Source organism: Parabacteroides goldsteinii, from assembly GCF_020091425.1.
GTDB lineage: Bacteria > Bacteroidota > Bacteroidia > Bacteroidales > Tannerellaceae > Parabacteroides > Parabacteroides goldsteinii.
The window spans coordinates 315,204-333,568 of sequence record NZ_CP081906.1 but is presented as its reverse complement, the minus strand read 5'-3'; the positions used below and the strand labels follow the sequence as shown (position 1 = coordinate 333,568).

The window sequence follows — 18,365 nt, the reverse complement described above, 5'->3', positions numbered from 1 at the left end:
TTTATCAACAAACCTTTCTCTTAGGAGCAATTCCTCTGCGATCCGTATAAATACTCTATATTATTTAAAACAAGAAGACAAATATTATGTTGCAAATAAATAATACATTTAGCTGACCTTACAACCATATTACACAGATAATGATCTGGTTTAAATGTCTATTTTAACCATCATCCAGCCCGAATGAATAGATTTCAAACATTTTTGAATAATTTTTCATTACTAACTAAACCTTATATTTCATTACTTTGCCCTCATTAATAAGAAAACATCAAATCAAATGCGAATGAAAAAACTTGTATTACGAAGTTTCATGTTAGTTTTTTTCAGCCTTGTTATTACTGAAAAAGTACAATCTGAAAAAGCAATAAACATACCAACTTCATCAAATGAACAAACTGTAGGTACACCTGCGGCAACACAACAGACAATAACCATAAAAGGTGTTGTAAAAGATGAATCCAACGAACCCATGCCTGGAGTCAATGTCGTCGTTGAAGGAACAACTATTGGTACTATGACAGATGGAAACGGACATTTCTCTCTAAATCTACCATCCTCATCTGTTAAAATCAAATTCTCTTACATTGGATACAAAGAACAAATTGTTCCGGTAAAAGACAAAAAAGATATTAGTATTATAATGAATGAAGATTCTGAAATGCTAGAAGAAGTTCAAGTTATCGGATATGGCACACAGAAAAGAATAACAGTCACCGGTGCCGTTTCTTCAGTAGGTACTAAGGATATCCTGAAATCACCTGTACCTAATGTTGCACAAGCATTAACAGGTAAGGTTCCAGGATTATCCACAATCCAATATTCCGGTCAGCCGGGAGCAGATGATCCAGCCATATTCGTTCGAGGCATAGGTTCTTTAGATGCAAAAAGAGCTGCTCCACTCATTATGGTTGATGGAGTAGAGCGTTCTTTCTTCCGCCTCGATCCTAATGAAATCGAAAATGTGACCGTATTAAAAGATGCTTCAGCAACAGCTGTATTCGGTGTACGTGGAGCCAACGGAGTCATTTTGGTTACGACCAAACGCGGTGAGGAAGGAAAAGCGCAAATATCTGTTTCTACATCTGCTAGTTTACAAAAACCTCTCCGTTTATACGAATATGCCAACAGTTACGATTATGCAGTCGCATTCAATGAGAAATTAACAAACGATGGGGCTAGTCCGGTTTTTAATGAAAACATATTAAATGCATTTAAGAATCATACTGATCCCTTATTATATCCGGATATGAATTGGATGAATCTAATCATGAAGCCTACTTCTTTCCAATACCAGCATAATCTGAATATTTCCGGAGGCACAGAGCGTGTACGTTACTTTACTTCTATCGGAATTTTGACTCAGGATGGCTTGTTCCGTTCCTTTGATGCCGGTTACAATTCCAATTTCACATACAACAGATATAATTATCGCGCAAATCTGGATATAGATGTAACCCAAACGACCCTATTGAGTGTAAACCTGGGAGGACGTCTGGAAGATACCTGTGAACCTAACACCAAAAGTAATTTGTTTACTTTTCTGACCCGTGTAACTCCTTTTGGAGGAGCTGGTCTCTACGATGGTAAATGGATTCACACCAGTCCTGACAATATCGGTTGGGACAAAGGAGCATTAGAAAATGCAGATCCTTTTGAATGCTTCTTCGGCAAAGGTTATAATCAGAAAATCTATAATGAAATCAATTTAGACCTTTCTGTAAAGCAAAAGTTAGACATTATCACCAAAGGGCTTTCTGTTACGGTAAAAGGTTCTTATAATAGTGGTTACACACATACCAAAAACCGCTATAAAGAAATACCTTATTACACAGCACACAAAGATCCGGATACTAACGAGTTATTCTTCCGCAAATTCAGGGAAGAAACCCAACTTTATTTTGATGAATCGACAAACCGCGGACGTAACTGGTATCTGGAAGGAAGTTTGAATTATGACCGCAAATTCGGAAATCATCATGTAGGAGGATTAATTCTTTATAACCAGTGGCGCGATCAATATCCGAATCCTGATAAGTTTGACTATATAAGTATTCCACGTGGTTATGTAGGCTTAGTAGGACGTGCTACCTATGACTATAACAATCGTTATATGGTTGACTTCAATATTGGTTATAACGGTTCCGAAAACTTTGCCCCAGGCCACCGTTATGGCATATTTCCTGCATTCTCTGCCGGTTGGATCATCTCCGAAGAAAAATTCATGAAAAGTCAATCATTCATTAACTACCTGAAAGTACGTGGTTCTTATGGTATTGTAGGTAATGACCTGATGAGTACAAAATCACGTTTCTTTTACCTGCCGGATGCCTATAATCCTTACGGAACAAGTTACAATTTTGGTGTCGATGTATCTGGCAATCGTGATGGAGCCACCGAACTTCAGATGGGTAATCCGCTTGTTTCATGGGAAAAAGCAGGAAAACAAAATTATGGTATGGACTTCTCCATATTAAACGATCGTCTATCAGGCTCTTTCGATTATTTTATCGAAAAACGTCACGATATCCTGACAACACGGAATACCGCACCAAATTTTATAGCTATTACAATGCCAGTTGTCAATATCGGTAAAGTAAATAATAAAGGTTTTGAACTTGTATTGAAATGGAACCATAACATAGGCGATTTCAAGTACTGGATCAACACAAATTTATCATATGCAAAGAACACGGTTGTTTATAAAGATGAAATACCGCACAAATATCCCTGGCTGTATGAAACAGGTCAGTCTGTTGGTCAACCATTTGGCTTTATCTTCGACGGATTTGTCACTGATAATGATATAAAATCCGGGAATTTACCGGATCATAAACTAGATCTGAAACCTGGGGATGCCAAATACAAGGACCTGAATGGAGATAATATAATCGATGATAACGATCAATGCCCGATAGGTAACCCGATTTACCCACAATTAACAGCCGGTGCTACCATAGGTTTTGAATACAAAGGTTTCGATTTCAGTATGCTGTGGGTTGGAACAAGTAAAGTGTCGCGTTTCGTCAGTGCCGGACTCCGTGTTCCTTTCGGTGGCGGTAATTACGGATTATTGCAATATATGATTGATGATCATTGGACACCGGAAACAGCGGAAACAGCAAAGACACCTCGTTTTTCCGGAGCTGCAAATGCTAATAATTATACGCGTAACTCTACTCTCTGGCTAAAAGATGCTTCCTATATGCGTTTAAAGAACCTACAGGTCGGATATACATTCAAAGGGGACTGGATGAAAAAAATCTATCTAAAAAATATGCGTATTTATGCATCCGGCGAAAACCTGTTGACATTCGACCATCTGAAGATCGCCGATCCGGAGGCAACTGATGATAAACAGTTTGAATATCCGCTCCAAATGATCTTTAACATCGGTTTAAATCTTAATTTCTAATCAGATATAAAAGTAAAATTATGACACGTTCTATATTCAAATATATACTCGTCGCTACAGGGTTCATATATACACTCACTGCTTGTCAGGATCTGAAGTTCGGCGATGATTTTCTGGAGAAAGCCCCATCTAACGATGTGGACATCGACGTCATTTATTCAAATGCCCAATATGCCCGTACTGCACTTTGGAGTGCATATGCCACGTTACATTACGGATTAAATTTAGGGAATCAAGGAAATCAGTTAATGGGATCCGATCCGTTAGACTGTTTAACAGATCTAGTATATTCAAATGTATGGACAGACGGAGTTTCAGGAGCAGCTATCCATTATAACGGAACCTATTCCGCCGATTATGAAAATAATGGTTATTCTTCAAAATACAGTTATTATCAAAGACCATGTTGGCTAGGGATTCGTAGAGCCTGGTTATTCATCGAAAATGTAGACAGGGTTCCCGATATGGAAGAAAGTGAAAAAGTACGTCTGAAAGGAGAAGCGAAAGTCATTATCGCGATGCATTACTGTGACATATTCCGGCATTACGGAGGTGTTCCCATCATCGATCACGCCTATACCGCGAACGATGATATGCAAAAAGAAAGAGGGACTGTACAAGAAACATTGGACTTCATTATAAAATTATTAGATGAAGCCTCCGCCGTACTCCCTTGGGCAATGTCTGCCAGTGAAAATCGGGAATGGGAAGGCCGCTTAACAAAAGCATCCGCTATGGGACTAAAAGCACGCATCTTACTCTTTGCTGCAAGTCCGCTATTCAACAGCGCCAGTCCTTATATGGAAGGAGAAGCAGCCAATAACCATTTAGTATGGTTTGGAAGTTACAAATCAGAACTTTGGGATCAAGCCCTGGCTGCCCATAAAGAGTTTTTCGAAGAACTTAATAAAAACGGGCAATACAACCTGGTCTACAAATCAGATCCCAGACAAGCCTTTCGTTCCGGTTATCTGGACCGCGGAACAGGAGAAGCAGTAATAGCAACTCATTATGGCTATACTGTACCGGATTACTGGACATGGGGATGGAGTCATTATGAAACAGCCGGTGATGCTGGAACAGCATGTGGGACCCAGGAACTCGTCGATATGTTCCCCATGGTCGATGGACTACCCATAACAGAAAGTCCGTTATACGACCCTAAATCTCCTTATGATCAACGGGATCCCCGTTTATACGAAACAGTTGTTGTAAATGGCGATAAATACTACGGAGGCATAGCGGAAATCTACGTCGGAGGAAAACACTATCAGGAATTTGAAGGTTCTTACGGAGCCTTTATGTCCGGTTATCGACCGCGCAAATTCATTCTCGATGGCGGAGGTGGTCCATTATTCGAATGGCCGGCCGAGATCTCCGGAAAAGTAGTACAATGGCCTTACCTCCGCTTACCCGAATTATATTTAGGGTATGCTGAAGCTCTTTGCCAAACAAACGAAGATATGAATCTGGCCTACGAGTATGTTAACAAATTACGTGACCGGGTAGGTATAGGGCATTTAAAAAAAGGACTTGGTAAAGAGGAATTCCTCGAAGCCATCCTAACCGAGCGTGTTTGCGAATTTGCTTACGAAGAAGTACGCTGGTTCGATATGATACGGTACAAACGTGTCGATATATTCCAAAAAACTCCACATCGTGTAGTTATTACTAAAAATCCGGAAACTGGAGAATTCAGTTATGAGTATAAATTATTTAAACCTGCAGAAAACGGAGAACTCAGACAATGGGCCAATCCCGGTAAGTTCTCTCCCAAATGGTATCTGAGTGCATTCCCCAGTAACGAGATCAATAAAACATATGGTCTGATCCAAAATCCTGGATGGTGATAACCTTTATTACGAATACTAAATTTGAAAAATAAAATGAGAAATAAATTAATTCCAATCATATCACTGTCTTTTCTATGTGTTATGCCACCCGTTTGGGCACAAAGTGAAAAAGTAACAGAACAGACAGATGAGCAGGCTGATGAAACAACGATTGCAGCTTCTTCCGTCGATAACAAAGAGCTGATGAAACGCTCTAATATAAATCCTGCAAATGCTCTTTTCGGTAAACTGAACGGTCTTTTCATCCGACAAAATGGCGGATATGGTAATGGAGAAGGTAACCCGAGTATGAATATTCGAGGAATCGGTTCTTTGATAGAAAACTCCATATTAGTACTTGTTGACGGTTTGGAACGAGATATCAATTCACTGGTACTTGAAGAAATAGAAGATGTTACTATTTTAAAAGATGCAGCAGCATTAGCTCCATACGGAGTAAGAGGAGCCAATGGAGTCATGTTGGTAAAAACCAAACGAGGGAAAAAGGGGAAAGCTAATATTCACGTTTCTTATCAGCATAGCATCACAACCCCCATGCGCCTCCCCAAAATGGTCGATGCGGCAACCTATGCTGAAGCTGTTAACGAAGGACTAACAAATGAAGGTTTAGCCCGTCGTTATACACAACAAGAGATCGATACTTACCGGAGTGGAAAATATCCGACTCTTTTTCCAAATGTGAACTGGGTGAAAGAAACGCTACGTGATCATGGGCAACGTGACCAGGTCAATTTCACCGCTAGCGGTGGCTCTGATCGTATCCGTTATTATTCATTGCTCAATTTTATATCTGACAAAGGACTGCTAAAAAATACTGATCAAGACTCCCACTCCACTCAGTTCGGAAATTCCATATTGAATGTCCGAACAAATCTCGATATAGATATCACTGCTTCCACTCACGTAAAAGTAAATTTGTCAGGTAAAATAAAAGAAAAATACGAACCCGGAGGGATCTCTGATGAGGCTCTTATGGGTACTCTATATACACTTCCGGCAAATGCCTTTCCTGTTAAGACACACAATGGCATATGGGGAGGTTCGAATATGTATGATAAAAATCCAGTAGCAGAGAGTTCTTCAACAGGTTACAATACCTCACATGCCCGAACATTATTGGCAGACATGACACTTACACAGGACCTGGACGCCTGGTTACCTGGAGTCAGTGCTGAATTTCGTATTGGTTTTGACGCCTATTCCGAAACATGGGACACGCGCACCAAACAATACTTATACGAATCAAATATTGCTCATCTTAATAATGACGGAGTTCCTACAGACACAATCAATACACAATATGGGAAAGATGAAAAACAACTGGGATTCGACAGTTGGTTGAATGCCCAGAACCGTCATTCCAATATTCAGTTTGCGTTGAATTACCAGAAAGCATTTTCTTCAGGAAACCTACTTGCATCAGTACGTTATAAACAAGATAAAAATGTTTATCTGGAACAATATAACACTTATATGCACCAGGATATCGTTGCAAATGCCCACTATAGTTTAATGAATAAATACTATTTTGACTTGAATATGGCTATATCCGGAACTAGTCGTTTACCTAAAAATAATCGATGGGGATTCTTCCCGGCAATATCTGCGGCATGGCTACTAAACAAAGAGACATTCTTAAAAGAAACCTCCTGGCTGGATTTACTTAAACTACGTTTATCTTATGGCTTAACCGGGAACGACCAAGTTTGGAAGAATATGGATAAATATCCTTTCGGAGGTGGTGGAGGATTCATCTTTGGTGATGATTTCATTAGTAACGGAGGTATTGCGGAAGGTCAGTTACCTAGTTTAAATGCAACTTTCGAAAAAAGTAGCAAAGCAAATCTGGGTATTGATATGCAATTATTAAACCTAATAGATTTCAATCTGGAAACATACTTTGACCACAGATATGATATCATGGTTCCAAACAGAAATGTAACTTCCGGTTTCTTTGGCGCAACAGCATCTAATTCTCCCAATGGAATAGTAAACAATTACGGAGTTGAAATCGGAATGAGCATAGGAAAACGTATCGGAGATTTTGCTTTCAATATAAATGGTCAGTTTGCTTTTTCAAGGAACAAAATCATTGAGATGAATGAAACTTTTAAGCCATATGATTATCTCAAATCAACCGGAGGACGCCTGAATCAATTTTACGGATTGGAAGTGATCGGATTCTTCAAAGACCAAGCCGACATAGACAACAGTCCGGCACAGATGTTTTCAACTGTATATCCTGGAGATTTGAAATATAAAGACCAAAATGGGGACAAACGAATCGATGAACAGGATATCATACCAATGGGCTATAATACACAATGTCCGGAAATTTTCTATTCGGCGAGATTCGATCTCGAATATAAAGGTTTTGGCATCAATGCACAATTCCAGGGAGCCGGTCATTATACCGTACAACGAGATCTAAGTAGCCTTTACTATCCATTGATGAACAATCAAACGATCTCAACACATTATCTGGAGAATTGCTGGAGACCCGGAGCAGATAATACAGAAGCTACTTATCCACGTCTGACCACAACAGAAAGTGCAAACAATTACCGGAATAACTCAGTATTCATGAAGAACGTTTCTTTTCTGAAACTACGTTCGGCTGAAGCTTATTACAAGTTGCCGGAAAACTTTATCGAACGATTCCGTTTACAGGAATTCAGACTTTTTGTTAAAGGAATGGATTTATTCTCTCTGGATAATATGAAAGAAACTGATCCTGAAGTGATGTGGAAAACTTATCCGGCACAACGGTCTGTTCATTTTGGTTTCGACCTGACATTCTAATATCAAATTCAAAAACAACAAAAGAATGAAAACTAAATTATTTATATGTTTATTCGCTTTCTGTATAAGTTCATGTAATTATTTGGACTATGACGAATCCGATTTTCTGGAAAAAGAAGCAGTTTTTTCCAGTTTCAAATATACCAGAAACTTCCTGACTAACATCTATTCCTATGTACCGGCAGCTTTCGGTACAATTGGGGATGATGCCATGCGGTCAGCAGCATGCGACGAAGCTGTTTTCGTGGATAATCTATCTCCTGTGCACAGTTTTAACAACGGAGCATGGAGTGCGATCAACACGCTTGATGATAAATGGAATTATTTCAGTGGAATCCGCGCTGTGAATATGTTTCTGAAAGAAACGGAAGGACAGGAATTCGATGATCTGAAACACAATGAAGACTATAATGATATTATGGCTCAATTCAAATACTATCCATACGAAGCTCGCTTCCTACGTGCCTATTTCTATTTTGAATTAGCCAAACGTTACGGTGATATACCTCTTATCACAACTCTTTTAACAGAAGAAGAAGCTAATCAACAAAAACGCGCCTCGTTTGAAACCATCATCCAATTTATCATTGACGAATGTGATGCCATAGCCCCTCACCTTCCTGTCAGTTATAAGGATTTAATCAAGAGTGAGACCGGCCGGGCAACAAAAGGGGCAGCTATGGCACTGAAGTCAAGAGCATTACTTTATGCAGCCAGCCCATTATTCAACTCGAATAATGACATTGAAAAATGGGAATTGGCAGCTAGAGCCGCAGCAGACGTTATTGACAAAGCCTGGGATTTTGGATATATGCCACTCCCCGACTTATGGAGTCTTTGGAATAATAACTATACAAATAATAATGAATTGATCTTCGGCGTCATGCAAAAAGAAGATAACTGGTTTGAGCGTGTCAACTTTCCGATTGGCATAGAAGGAGGCGGAAACACAGGGCATTGCCCGACTGAAAATTTAGTCGAAGCATATGAAATGCAGGATAGCGGATTACCCGTTACTTCCAAAGCCGGATATGAACATGCTGATCCGAACTACGATCCTCAAAATCCTTATGAAGGAAGAGATCCCCGAATGTATGAACTGGTTGCACAAAACGGAGCATGGTGGGTTTATGATGAACAAATAGAATGTTGGTATGGAGGAAGAAGTGGTAAGCCGCAAAAAAATGCGACAGTGACAGGTTATTATTTAAGAAAATATGTAGACGGAAGCACCAGTTTAAAAAGCGAATTTGTAACCAGCAAACGACACGTATGGAATATCATGCGATACAGCGAAATATTATTAAATTTTGCAGAAGCAATGATGGAGGCCTACGGAGATCCTAACTATAAAGATGGCTATCCGATGTCTGCTAAAGAAGCTATAGAAATCATACGAAAACGAACTTATGTAGACATGCCTGGATATCCCGACAATTTAACAGTTGAAGAGTTCAAAGCAAAATTAAGAAATGAACGCAGAATTGAATTATCATTCGAAGATCATCGCTTTTGGGACATCCGCCGATGGAAAATAGCAGATCAAACAACCGACATTTATGGGGTAGACATTACTAAAAATGAAGACGGTTCTTTCAACTATAAAAAAGTACTTGTCGAAAAAAGAATTTTTAAAGATTGTATGTATCTCTACCCGATCCCACAATCTGAAATTTATATCAATCCTGAGTTAACTCAAAATCCAGGATGGTAACCATATAGCCAGGAGAATTCCTTTATAAAACAGGATTCTCCTGATTTCCTTTTACTAAATTTACTCAATAATAAAACGAATGAAACTGGTAACATCCTTCTTCCCGATTCAAACTATACCTTTGAAAGGGATACTATTTGCTCGACTTAATAATAAGTTATTCAGACAATGGGGAAAAACAAAATCATTGACATTTCTTATCGTTATTCTCTTCAATGCCTGTTCTCCATCAACCGGCTATTTAACTTCCTGCTCTCATACCTATTATTTAGATGCGACAGCAGGGAATGATAATAATCAGGGAACCTCACCGGAAGAAGCTTGGAAAAGTCTTAGTAAAATCCAATCGCTTGACTTAAAAGCCGGCGACAAAGTTCTTTTAAAGAAAGGAGAAATATTTACAGGAGAACTCCATATAAAAGGAACCGGTACTCCAGAAAAACAAATCATTATTGATGCTTATGGTGATAAAGGAAATAATCCTTGTATAGTTGGATATGACAATTCACTCTATGCCGTATATGTATATAATTCAACCTATCTGACTATCCAAAATTTGGAAATCATTAATACGGGAAAAGAACGATTACCAAACAGGACTGGTATAAAAGTTCACCTGAAAAACTATGGAACAGCACATTCCATCCTGCTAAAAGGACTCTATATCCATGACGTAAATGGAAGTTTGGTTAAAAAAGAAGGGGGCGGATCAGGTATTTATATCGTAAATGAAGGGGAAAAAACCAGTATCTTCGATGGCCTGACCATTGAAAATTGCACGATTCGACGCTGCGAACGCAATGCTATGATCTGGTGGGGATATTCAACACGCGATTTTTGGTATCCGAACCGAAATGTAGTAGTCAGGAACAACCTGATCGAAGAAGTCCCCGGCGATGGTATCGTCCCTATCGGGTGTGATGGAGCATTGGTTGAATATAATATAATGAGAAATTGTACTGACCTGTTGCCGGATGGGGAATATGCAGCTGGCATCTGGCCATGGAGTTGTGATAATACCCTTATCCAATATAATGAAGTTTCCGACCACAAAGCTCCGGGAGACGCACAAGGTTATGATTCCGATAATAATTGTAATAATACAATCATACAATATAATTACAGTCATGACAATGAAGGAGGTTTTCTGTTGATCTGTGATACGGGAGAATCTGTTATGCCGGAAAACATAGGAACTAATAATACAATCATTCGGGGGAACATAAGTATTAACGACGGTAATCGGACCCAATTAACCAAATCAGGTTACTTCTCCCCCAGTATCCATATCGCCGGTCCAGCAAAAAAAACAATGATCTATAATAATATTATCCATGTAAATAAAAAGAAAGCACCGGAGGTACAACGTTGTCTGCTCAGTATCACACCTTCTTATGGAGACGCAGACAGTACGACAGTACGGGATAATTTATTCTACGTCAGCGAAACCAGTGAATTTCACTTAGGGACATCTACAAATAATCTATTCCAAAACAATTATTACTTGGGAGACATCCTGAATATACCGAAAGATAAAACTGCCAGGTTTGAAAACGAGACCTACGAAAATATGATCAGAAATGACCTGTCAGGCTTTGAGTCATTAAAGCCATTCCTTCGTATGATCAACATTCCAACCGGTCGAATAACGACTATCGATAAAGAAGCTATCGATTCGTTTTTCAAAAAGTAATACGATTATATATGCGATGAATCCCATGTAAAAAGCGATTTTTACAAAGATTTATATACCTTAGATTTAAAATGTTTTTTCGTAACCTGAAACAAATGAAGAAATTCAGGACTTTCAGGTTACCTTTTTTATATATTTGTCATACAATTTTGAAAAATACTACTTATAATGAAAAGAATAATATTATTATTGCTCCTATGTGTATTTTCATTATATGATCATGCAGAAACAGAATGGAACAACTATAAAATACGTCCAATCAATAATCAGGATAAACTTCCCGGCAAACAGGTTAACCAAATACTCCAGGATAGTGAAGGGTATATGTGGTTTGCTACCAATAACGGTCTATGCTCCTACAACGGATACTCTCTGAAAACATACAAATCTTCCAACCAACATCCGAAACTACTGCAAAGTAATATTATAAATGCCATAATTGAAGATATAGATCATCGGATCTGGATAGGAACAGAACAGGGTATAAATATCCTGGACAAATCGACAAACAAGATTGAAACAATCAGTAACGACAGCCTCCAGAATTCATATATTCACTCTTTTCTTCTCTCCAGCGATAGCACTCTATGGATCGGAACACAGGTTGGATTACTTCGCTACAACAGAGGTACACGAAATTTCACGACTTACAAGAATCGTCCTAGCGACAGTACATCCATTTGCGGAAACGCTATAAAAGCTCTTTTGGAAGATAAATCAGGAGATATATGGATTGCTACTCACGGCTACGGAATATGCAGGCTAAATACCCAAACCGGTAAATTCGTCCATTATCCGTCACTTGCACCTTTAAACCGTGCCAACCATTTATTTCAGGATAGAGATAAAAATCTATGGGTATGTTTATGGGGAGACGGTGTTGTCAAAATAGAAAATAAAAACGACAGTTATCACCCTATTTATACACATTTACAAAAAGAATCGACATATGAATGCATTTTCCGTAGCCTTCAACAACTAGACAACGGAGAAATAATAGCCGGTACCAATCAAGGATTATATTCAATTACACCGGACAATATATTACAATCCTTAAATAAACAAGATAATACTTTATATACGCAAATTCTAAATAATGAGATTAACTATTTATATACGGATAAAGAACATAATGTATGGATCGCAACCCAAAACTCAGGCGTTTATGTCGCATACCAAGAGAAAAATCCATTCACAAATTATCCACTAAACATGACTACCGGTTCTCAACAGTCACTAAAAGTTAATTCTTTTTACGAATGGAATCCCAATGAACTCTTACTTGGAACAGATAAGATCTGCATTGCTTTCTACGATAAAATTAAACAGGAACTTACTTCTTACAATAACAAACAGAACTATAATAACATATTCAGGGAATGGCCAGGAAACTTACAGTTCATATACAAACATCCGTATAAAAACGAATTATGGTTTGGCACCCAATTCGGAGGACTGATTATATGCCAAATTGAAAAAAATGAAATCGTATCTTCCCGCTACTATTTTCAAAAACTGGGACAGACTCCGATCGGAACTACGGTCAATTCCATTGTTATGGACAAAGGCCATAATATATGGATCGGCTCCGACGAAGGACTAAATATAATTACAGCAAATGACGATACGTTATCATACAGGACATATAACCGGATACAAGCAATCTGCCAGGATCATACCGGCGCTATTTGGCTCGGCACCTATTTTGATGGTGTTTATCGCTTACGTCCTGGATTTGATGTCCGCAAATTATCCTTTGAAATATACAATAATAATAATAAACTGATAAATGCCAATGAGATACTATGTATTTTCGAGGATTCCTCTCAAAATCTATGGGTTGGCACTAAAGAATGCGGCCTGCAAAAATATAACCGAGAGAAAAACTGGTTTGAGCCAGCACCCGGTATAGAGGATATCCAGGGTAATATTATCTACAATATAACAGAAGCAAACGGAAAACTTATTCTTGGAACAAATCGAGGGTTGGTTCTATATAATAATACAACCTACCAATCCACCATTCTAACAGATATAGATGGCCTAATGGACAATAGTTGTATGATGAACGCCATGTTGAATACCGGCAGAGGTGAAATATATTACGGAACACCTAAAGGGTTTTATATTTTTCGTCCAGACCAACTGCTTCCAGACTCAACCAATGTAAAAACGGTTGTTACGGATTTCAAGATCTTCCATAAATCATTCGATGAATTACCTGCCAAAAAACAAAAGCAACTGGCTGGAGATTTTCATCCCCTTTATACCAGGCAAATCACACTAACGTCATCGGATAACAACATAGGTATAGAATTTGCCGCTTTATCCTACATACATCCCGAAAAAAAGAGATATAAATTCAAATTAGACGGATTCGACAAAAACTGGGTATATACAGATGCCTCACAACGAATCGCCTACTATACGAATCTCCCTGCCGGTTCATACGAATTCCACGTAAAATGCATCAACGACAGTGGAATAGAAAGCTCAAATGATGAAATATTTCATATCAAAGTCCTTCCTCCTATCTATAAAACAGGTTATGCCTACTCACTTTATTTTCTTTTAATTACAGGTATAGCTTATCTTTTATATCGTTTCCAGTTATATCGTTTCCGGCTACAGGAAGCCGTTAAAATCGAACAGATAGAACGGATCAAATCAGAAGAAGTGAATCAGTCCAAATTCAAATTCTTTACAAACATGTCACATGAATTCCTCACTCCCTTATCTATCATCAGTTGTTCTTTTGAGGAACTGAAACGAAAATTTCAGATCGATAACCAAACCATTAAAGCGGCCGAGTCTAATGTATTCAGGCTGAACAAACTAATCGAAGAAATACTGGAATTCCAAAAAGCAGAGAATAATAAACTAAAACTAAGAATCACGTATGGAGATATAGCCTCCTTTATTCGTGGGATATGCCATGAAAACTTTTCTTTACTGGTAAAAAACAAAAATATAACTTTGGAGGTACACTGTGAACCTGAGCATATTGCAGCCTGGTTCGATAAAGATAAAATCGACAAGATTTTGTATAATTTATTATCCAATGCTATAAAATTCAGTTACACAGATGGTCGTGGTAAAATTATTGTAACCCTGGTTGCAGAAGAGCTTGAAAATGAATATCAACATAAACAACTTACTATTAAAGTCGGTAATCAGGGAAAAGGAATCGGGAAAGAAGAATTACCCCAGATATTCACTCGCTTCTATGAGAAAAACTTCAGGCAATCCGGTAAAGGTAACGGTATCGGATTAGCTTTAACCAAAAGCCTGGTTGAATTACATAATGGAACCATCATAGTCGATAGTGAACTTAATGGATGGACTGAATTCACAATTCGTATCCCGATCAGCAGAAAAGCGTTCCGCGAAGAACAAATTGAGGATGAAAAACAAGAAAAAATAATATCCATGCAAACTCTTAGCGAAGATAAGGATCCATCGACAATAAATTCTGGAAATACAACAGGCAAACATTCTTTATTACTTATTGAAGATGATATGGAACTACGTACCTCTCTTCAACATCTCCTTTCCGAGAAATATTATACAGTCACTGCCTCAAATGGGCAAGAAGGACTGAATATTGCAGCGCAGATCAATCTTGATATGATTATCAGCGACGTTATGATGCCTAAAATGGATGGGTTCGAACTTTGTAAAAGAATAAAAAAAGATATCAATATCAGTCATATCCCCGTTATATTACTGACGGCTAAAATCGATGGTTCCGACCATTTGGAAGGTTTGAAATGCGGAGCAGACAGTTATATTACAAAACCATTCAGTTATACTCTTTTAGAAGCTCAGATAGAAACGATCCTTTCCAATCGTAAAAGAACTATTGAAAAATTTCGTTCCAGTCCTCTTACACAGGAAATCAATCTTTCCATATCTTCCTTTGAAGAGAAATTTCTGGAGAATACTATTGAAATAGTAAAGAAAAACATAGAAGACCCTGAGTTTGATGTAAAACAGCTCATTGAAGAAATGCAGGTGTCCAACTCTATGTTATATCGTAAGCTGAAAGCACTAACCAACCTTTCCCCTAACGAATTCATTCGGAATATACGCTTAAAAACCGCCACAGAATTATTGCGACAGAAAAAAGGAAATATATCCGAAATCGCCTATCAGGTTGGTTTTAAAGATGCCCGTTATTTCAGTGTCTGCTTCAAAAAAGAGTTTAATATGACACCTAGTGAATATATGGAAAAAAGTCAATCAATATGAAGAACAGGTTGAGTATTTACAAAAAGACAACAAAATAAGAAAAGAAGAATGATATAAGAGCCGTATTATTTCAAAATACCGGAGGGTACACTATAAACAAGGATAAAATCTGGTCGTACTTCATATCGCAAAGTATAAGACAAAGCATCCTCCGTTCGGGTTTCAACGGCTTTAATTTGTCCGGAGTCTGCATACACAAACGGCTCCACATGCAGATGTTCTATAAAGTCAACATCCTGTTGCCGGATCATCTTGAATAAAGCCTCCTTGGCACACCAGTGGACAAGCAGATGTTCTGTTTCATAATCCGGACCGACCGACGCATTCTCTTCCGGAGACATAAAACGGCTACGTATCTTTAATACCCGGTCGGAACGGTATTCTATATCTATACCAACCGCTCCCTGCTCCTGCAACAACACTGCCGCATAGCCATTCGTATGGGAAATACTCAGGGATAAGGATGAATCGGGTAAGTAAGGAGCGCCATCGTCATGATAAGCGATCAGCAACTCCTCTCCCGCCAACTCTTTCAGGAGAACACGAGACGCCAGCCATTCCTGACGACGTTTTTCCGTTTTTATCTGTTGCAGGAAAGGGAGATATTCGGATGTCTGTTCCAGCATCGACAGCAATTCTTCCGAACTTTCTTCAATCTTCCAGACACCCAACAACGGCTCTGTGTATTTAAACAGGACAGGCATTACTTTTTCCAGCTAAAGGATTGTATCAACTCGATAATATCTTTTCTCAGATAATCTGTAACCGGTGCCAACGAATCGGCATTCGGTACACAATCATAATATAAAGCACCCCGAAAGAAGTTCGAGGTACTGTCGGTCAGCATAAACTGTACAGGAGAAGCAGACTCCCCATCCAACAGGAAAAGAGAGCCATACACCCGTTCATCCGGGTTGCTATAGGCTTGTTCCTTTACCGCTTTCGCCTGCTTCGCCTGGCGGGAAACCAGGGAACGCGACTCATTCTCTGCTATTTGCAAAGTAGAACGGGTGACGGGTAAATAACTGCAATAAATCTTTACACCCAATGAAGGGTAAGACAAATTGATCCATCCTTCAGGACTTCCAATCTCCGGCAGCTCGACAATAGCCAACTGAGAAACGTTGAATGAGTAGGGCAAACAGTCCAGAGGCAACACCTGATAACGTGCCTGAGGCGGCTCGATACGGAAATAACCACGCGGTTTCGGTGTATATTCCGTACAAGACACACAGCACAACAGGATACAAAGGAAAACCATGCCGGACAGAATCTGCTTCATCACTCCTCTCCTTCTTTCTCTATTTCTGAAATGCAGTTGAATTTCACTTTCAGGATTCTCCGGTTATCCATTTCCAGAATCTGGAAACGATATTTACCATAATCAATGATCTCCCTGCGGCGCGGGAAGTCACCTTTTATTTCCAGCAAAAGCCCGGCAAGCGTTTCTACATCTTCCGTCAGTTTGCCGAACTCGGACGGGTCTGTATTGATAACGCGGAAGAAGTCAGTCAATAAAATCTTGGCTTCAAAGATCAGGCTACCGTCTGCCAGACGGACAAACTGCTTTTCATCTTCATCATATTCGTCCGAAATCTCGCCGACAATTTCCTCCAGGATGTCTTCCATCGTCACGATACCGGATGTACCGCCAAACTCATCCACCACAATCGCCATGTGAATCTTATTGGTACGGAATTCTTCCAGCAGGTCGTCGATCTTCTTTGTTTCGGGAACAAAGTAAGCCGGACGAATCAAGCTCTGCCAGCGGAATGTATCCGGCTTTTCTATATAAGGAAGCAAATCCTTTATATAAAGGATACCTTTAATATTATCTTCCGATTCGGCATATATAGGGATTCGCGAATAACCGGATTTGATAATGAAATCGATCACATTACGAAAACTGGTCTTTATCTCGATGTCCTCCATATCCAAACGAGGCGTCATAATCTCATCGGCCGTCTTATTATAGAACTTGATGATCTCAGCCAGCATCTCTTTCTCTTCCGGAATCTCTTTAGAGGTCAACTCCAAAGCCTTGGATAACTCATCGACCGACAAGTCATATTTTTTCTTCACCAGCGCCTTGTTGATAATAGAAGTAGAATTAACCAATACCACCGAAAGCGGACGGCAGAGGCGTTCCACCATATTCAACACCGAGGCGGAACGGCGAACGAAACGGAGCGAATTTTTCTGTGCGTAAATCTTAGGCATGATCTCGCCGAAAAGTAAAAGCAAAAAGGTCAGTACGATTGTCTCAAGAATGAAACCCAAGACAGGGACAGCCGAGAAATTGATCAAAGAATTGATACCGTAGGTACAAAGCATAACCACGGCCACGTTCACAAAGTTATTGGCAATCAAAATAGCCGCAAGTAAATATTCGGAGCGGTCCAGTAATTTCCGGATCAACGGGTCCGAAGGCGAATTCTCCTCCCGGATGTCGTTTATATCACCCGGGGAAAGAGAAAAGAATGCCACTTCCGATGCCGACACGAAGCCGGACACCAACAGCAGTAAACAAGCAAGGCTTAACGCTATAACAGGGCCTGCTGTGAGCGCCTGTATAGTAACCTGATCGAATAAGCCCGATAAATAATAGTCTGAGTCCAAGGGGAACCGTATTAGTTA

The 18,365-nt window shown here is 39.2% G+C and carries 9 protein-coding genes; 6 read left to right on the top strand and 3 right to left on the bottom strand.

Translation table 11 applies throughout. The features are described from left to right. The first annotated feature begins 286 nt into the window (after window positions 1-286). The 6 genes from K6V26_RS02275 to K6V26_RS02250 all read left to right on the top strand — a co-directional run bounded on the left by K6V26_RS02275 (window position 287) and on the right by K6V26_RS02250 (window position 15,728). A complete protein-coding gene (locus K6V26_RS02275; protein WP_224264501.1) occupies window positions 287-3,415 on the top strand; it encodes a SusC/RagA family TonB-linked outer membrane protein in 3,129 nt (1,042 codons plus the stop codon). A 20-nt stretch (window positions 3,416-3,435) separates the two neighbouring features. Then, entirely contained in the window at window positions 3,436-5,265 is a 1,830-nt protein-coding gene (locus tag K6V26_RS02270; protein ID WP_224264500.1) for a RagB/SusD family nutrient uptake outer membrane protein, read from the top strand. Between the two features lie 36 nt (window positions 5,266-5,301). Then, window positions 5,302-8,070 (top strand): SusC/RagA family TonB-linked outer membrane protein, encoded by a 2,769-nt coding sequence (locus K6V26_RS02265; RefSeq protein WP_224264499.1) that lies wholly within the window; start codon window positions 5,302-5,304, stop codon window positions 8,068-8,070. A gap of 25 nt (window positions 8,071-8,095) precedes the next feature. Next, window positions 8,096-9,784 (top strand): RagB/SusD family nutrient uptake outer membrane protein, encoded by a 1,689-nt coding sequence (locus K6V26_RS02260; RefSeq protein ID WP_224264498.1) that lies wholly within the window; start codon window positions 8,096-8,098, stop codon window positions 9,782-9,784. A 79-nt stretch (window positions 9,785-9,863) separates the two neighbouring features. Further along, a complete protein-coding gene (locus tag K6V26_RS02255; RefSeq protein ID WP_224264497.1) occupies window positions 9,864-11,477 on the top strand; it encodes a right-handed parallel beta-helix repeat-containing protein in 1,614 nt (537 codons plus the stop codon). 168 nt (window positions 11,478-11,645) lie between these two features. Next, on the top strand, window positions 11,646-15,728 hold the full coding sequence (locus K6V26_RS02250) for a two-component regulator propeller domain-containing protein (RefSeq protein WP_224264496.1): 4,083 nt from the start codon (window positions 11,646-11,648) through the stop codon (window positions 15,726-15,728). Window positions 15,729-15,793: 65 nt separating this feature from the next. Here K6V26_RS02250 and K6V26_RS02245 read toward each other — a convergent pair whose 3' ends face one another. The 3 genes from K6V26_RS02245 to gldE are packed head-to-tail and all read right to left on the bottom strand — an operon-like array spanning window position 15,794 to window position 18,347. Further along, window positions 15,794-16,432 (bottom strand): 4'-phosphopantetheinyl transferase family protein, encoded by a 639-nt coding sequence (locus K6V26_RS02245; RefSeq protein WP_224264495.1) that lies wholly within the window; start codon window positions 16,430-16,432, stop codon window positions 15,794-15,796. Further along, window positions 16,432-17,010 carry a gliding motility lipoprotein GldD gene (gene gldD, locus K6V26_RS02240; RefSeq protein ID WP_224265799.1) on the bottom strand — a complete coding sequence of 193 codons (579 nt, stop codon included), beginning with the start codon at window positions 17,008-17,010 and terminating at the stop codon, window positions 16,432-16,434. The genes K6V26_RS02245 and gldD overlap by 1 nt, the downstream gene beginning before the upstream one ends. Further along, a complete protein-coding gene (gene gldE / locus K6V26_RS02235) occupies window positions 17,010-18,347 on the bottom strand; it encodes a gliding motility-associated protein GldE (RefSeq protein WP_007653736.1) in 1,338 nt (445 codons plus the stop codon). Before gldE ends, gldD begins: the two co-directional genes overlap by 1 nt. Window positions 18,348-18,365: the final 18 nt, after the last annotated feature.

Coding starts and splice junctions, on each gene's coding strand:
- K6V26_RS02275 (WP_224264501.1), top strand. CDS start 287: ATGAAAAAACTTGTATTACGAAGTTTCATGTTAGTTTTTTTCAGCCTT.
- K6V26_RS02270 (WP_224264500.1), top strand. CDS start 3,436: ATGACACGTTCTATATTCAAATATATACTCGTCGCTACAGGGTTCATA.
- K6V26_RS02265 (WP_224264499.1), top strand. CDS start 5,302: ATGAGAAATAAATTAATTCCAATCATATCACTGTCTTTTCTATGTGTT.
- K6V26_RS02260 (WP_224264498.1), top strand. CDS start 8,096: ATGAAAACTAAATTATTTATATGTTTATTCGCTTTCTGTATAAGTTCA.
- K6V26_RS02255 (WP_224264497.1), top strand. CDS start 9,864: ATGAAACTGGTAACATCCTTCTTCCCGATTCAAACTATACCTTTGAAA.
- K6V26_RS02250 (WP_224264496.1), top strand. CDS start 11,646: ATGAAAAGAATAATATTATTATTGCTCCTATGTGTATTTTCATTATAT.
- K6V26_RS02245 (WP_224264495.1), bottom strand. CDS start 16,432: ATGCCTGTCCTGTTTAAATACACAGAGCCGTTGTTGGGTGTCTGGAAG.
- gldD (WP_224265799.1), bottom strand. CDS start 17,010: ATGAAGCAGATTCTGTCCGGCATGGTTTTCCTTTGTATCCTGTTGTGC.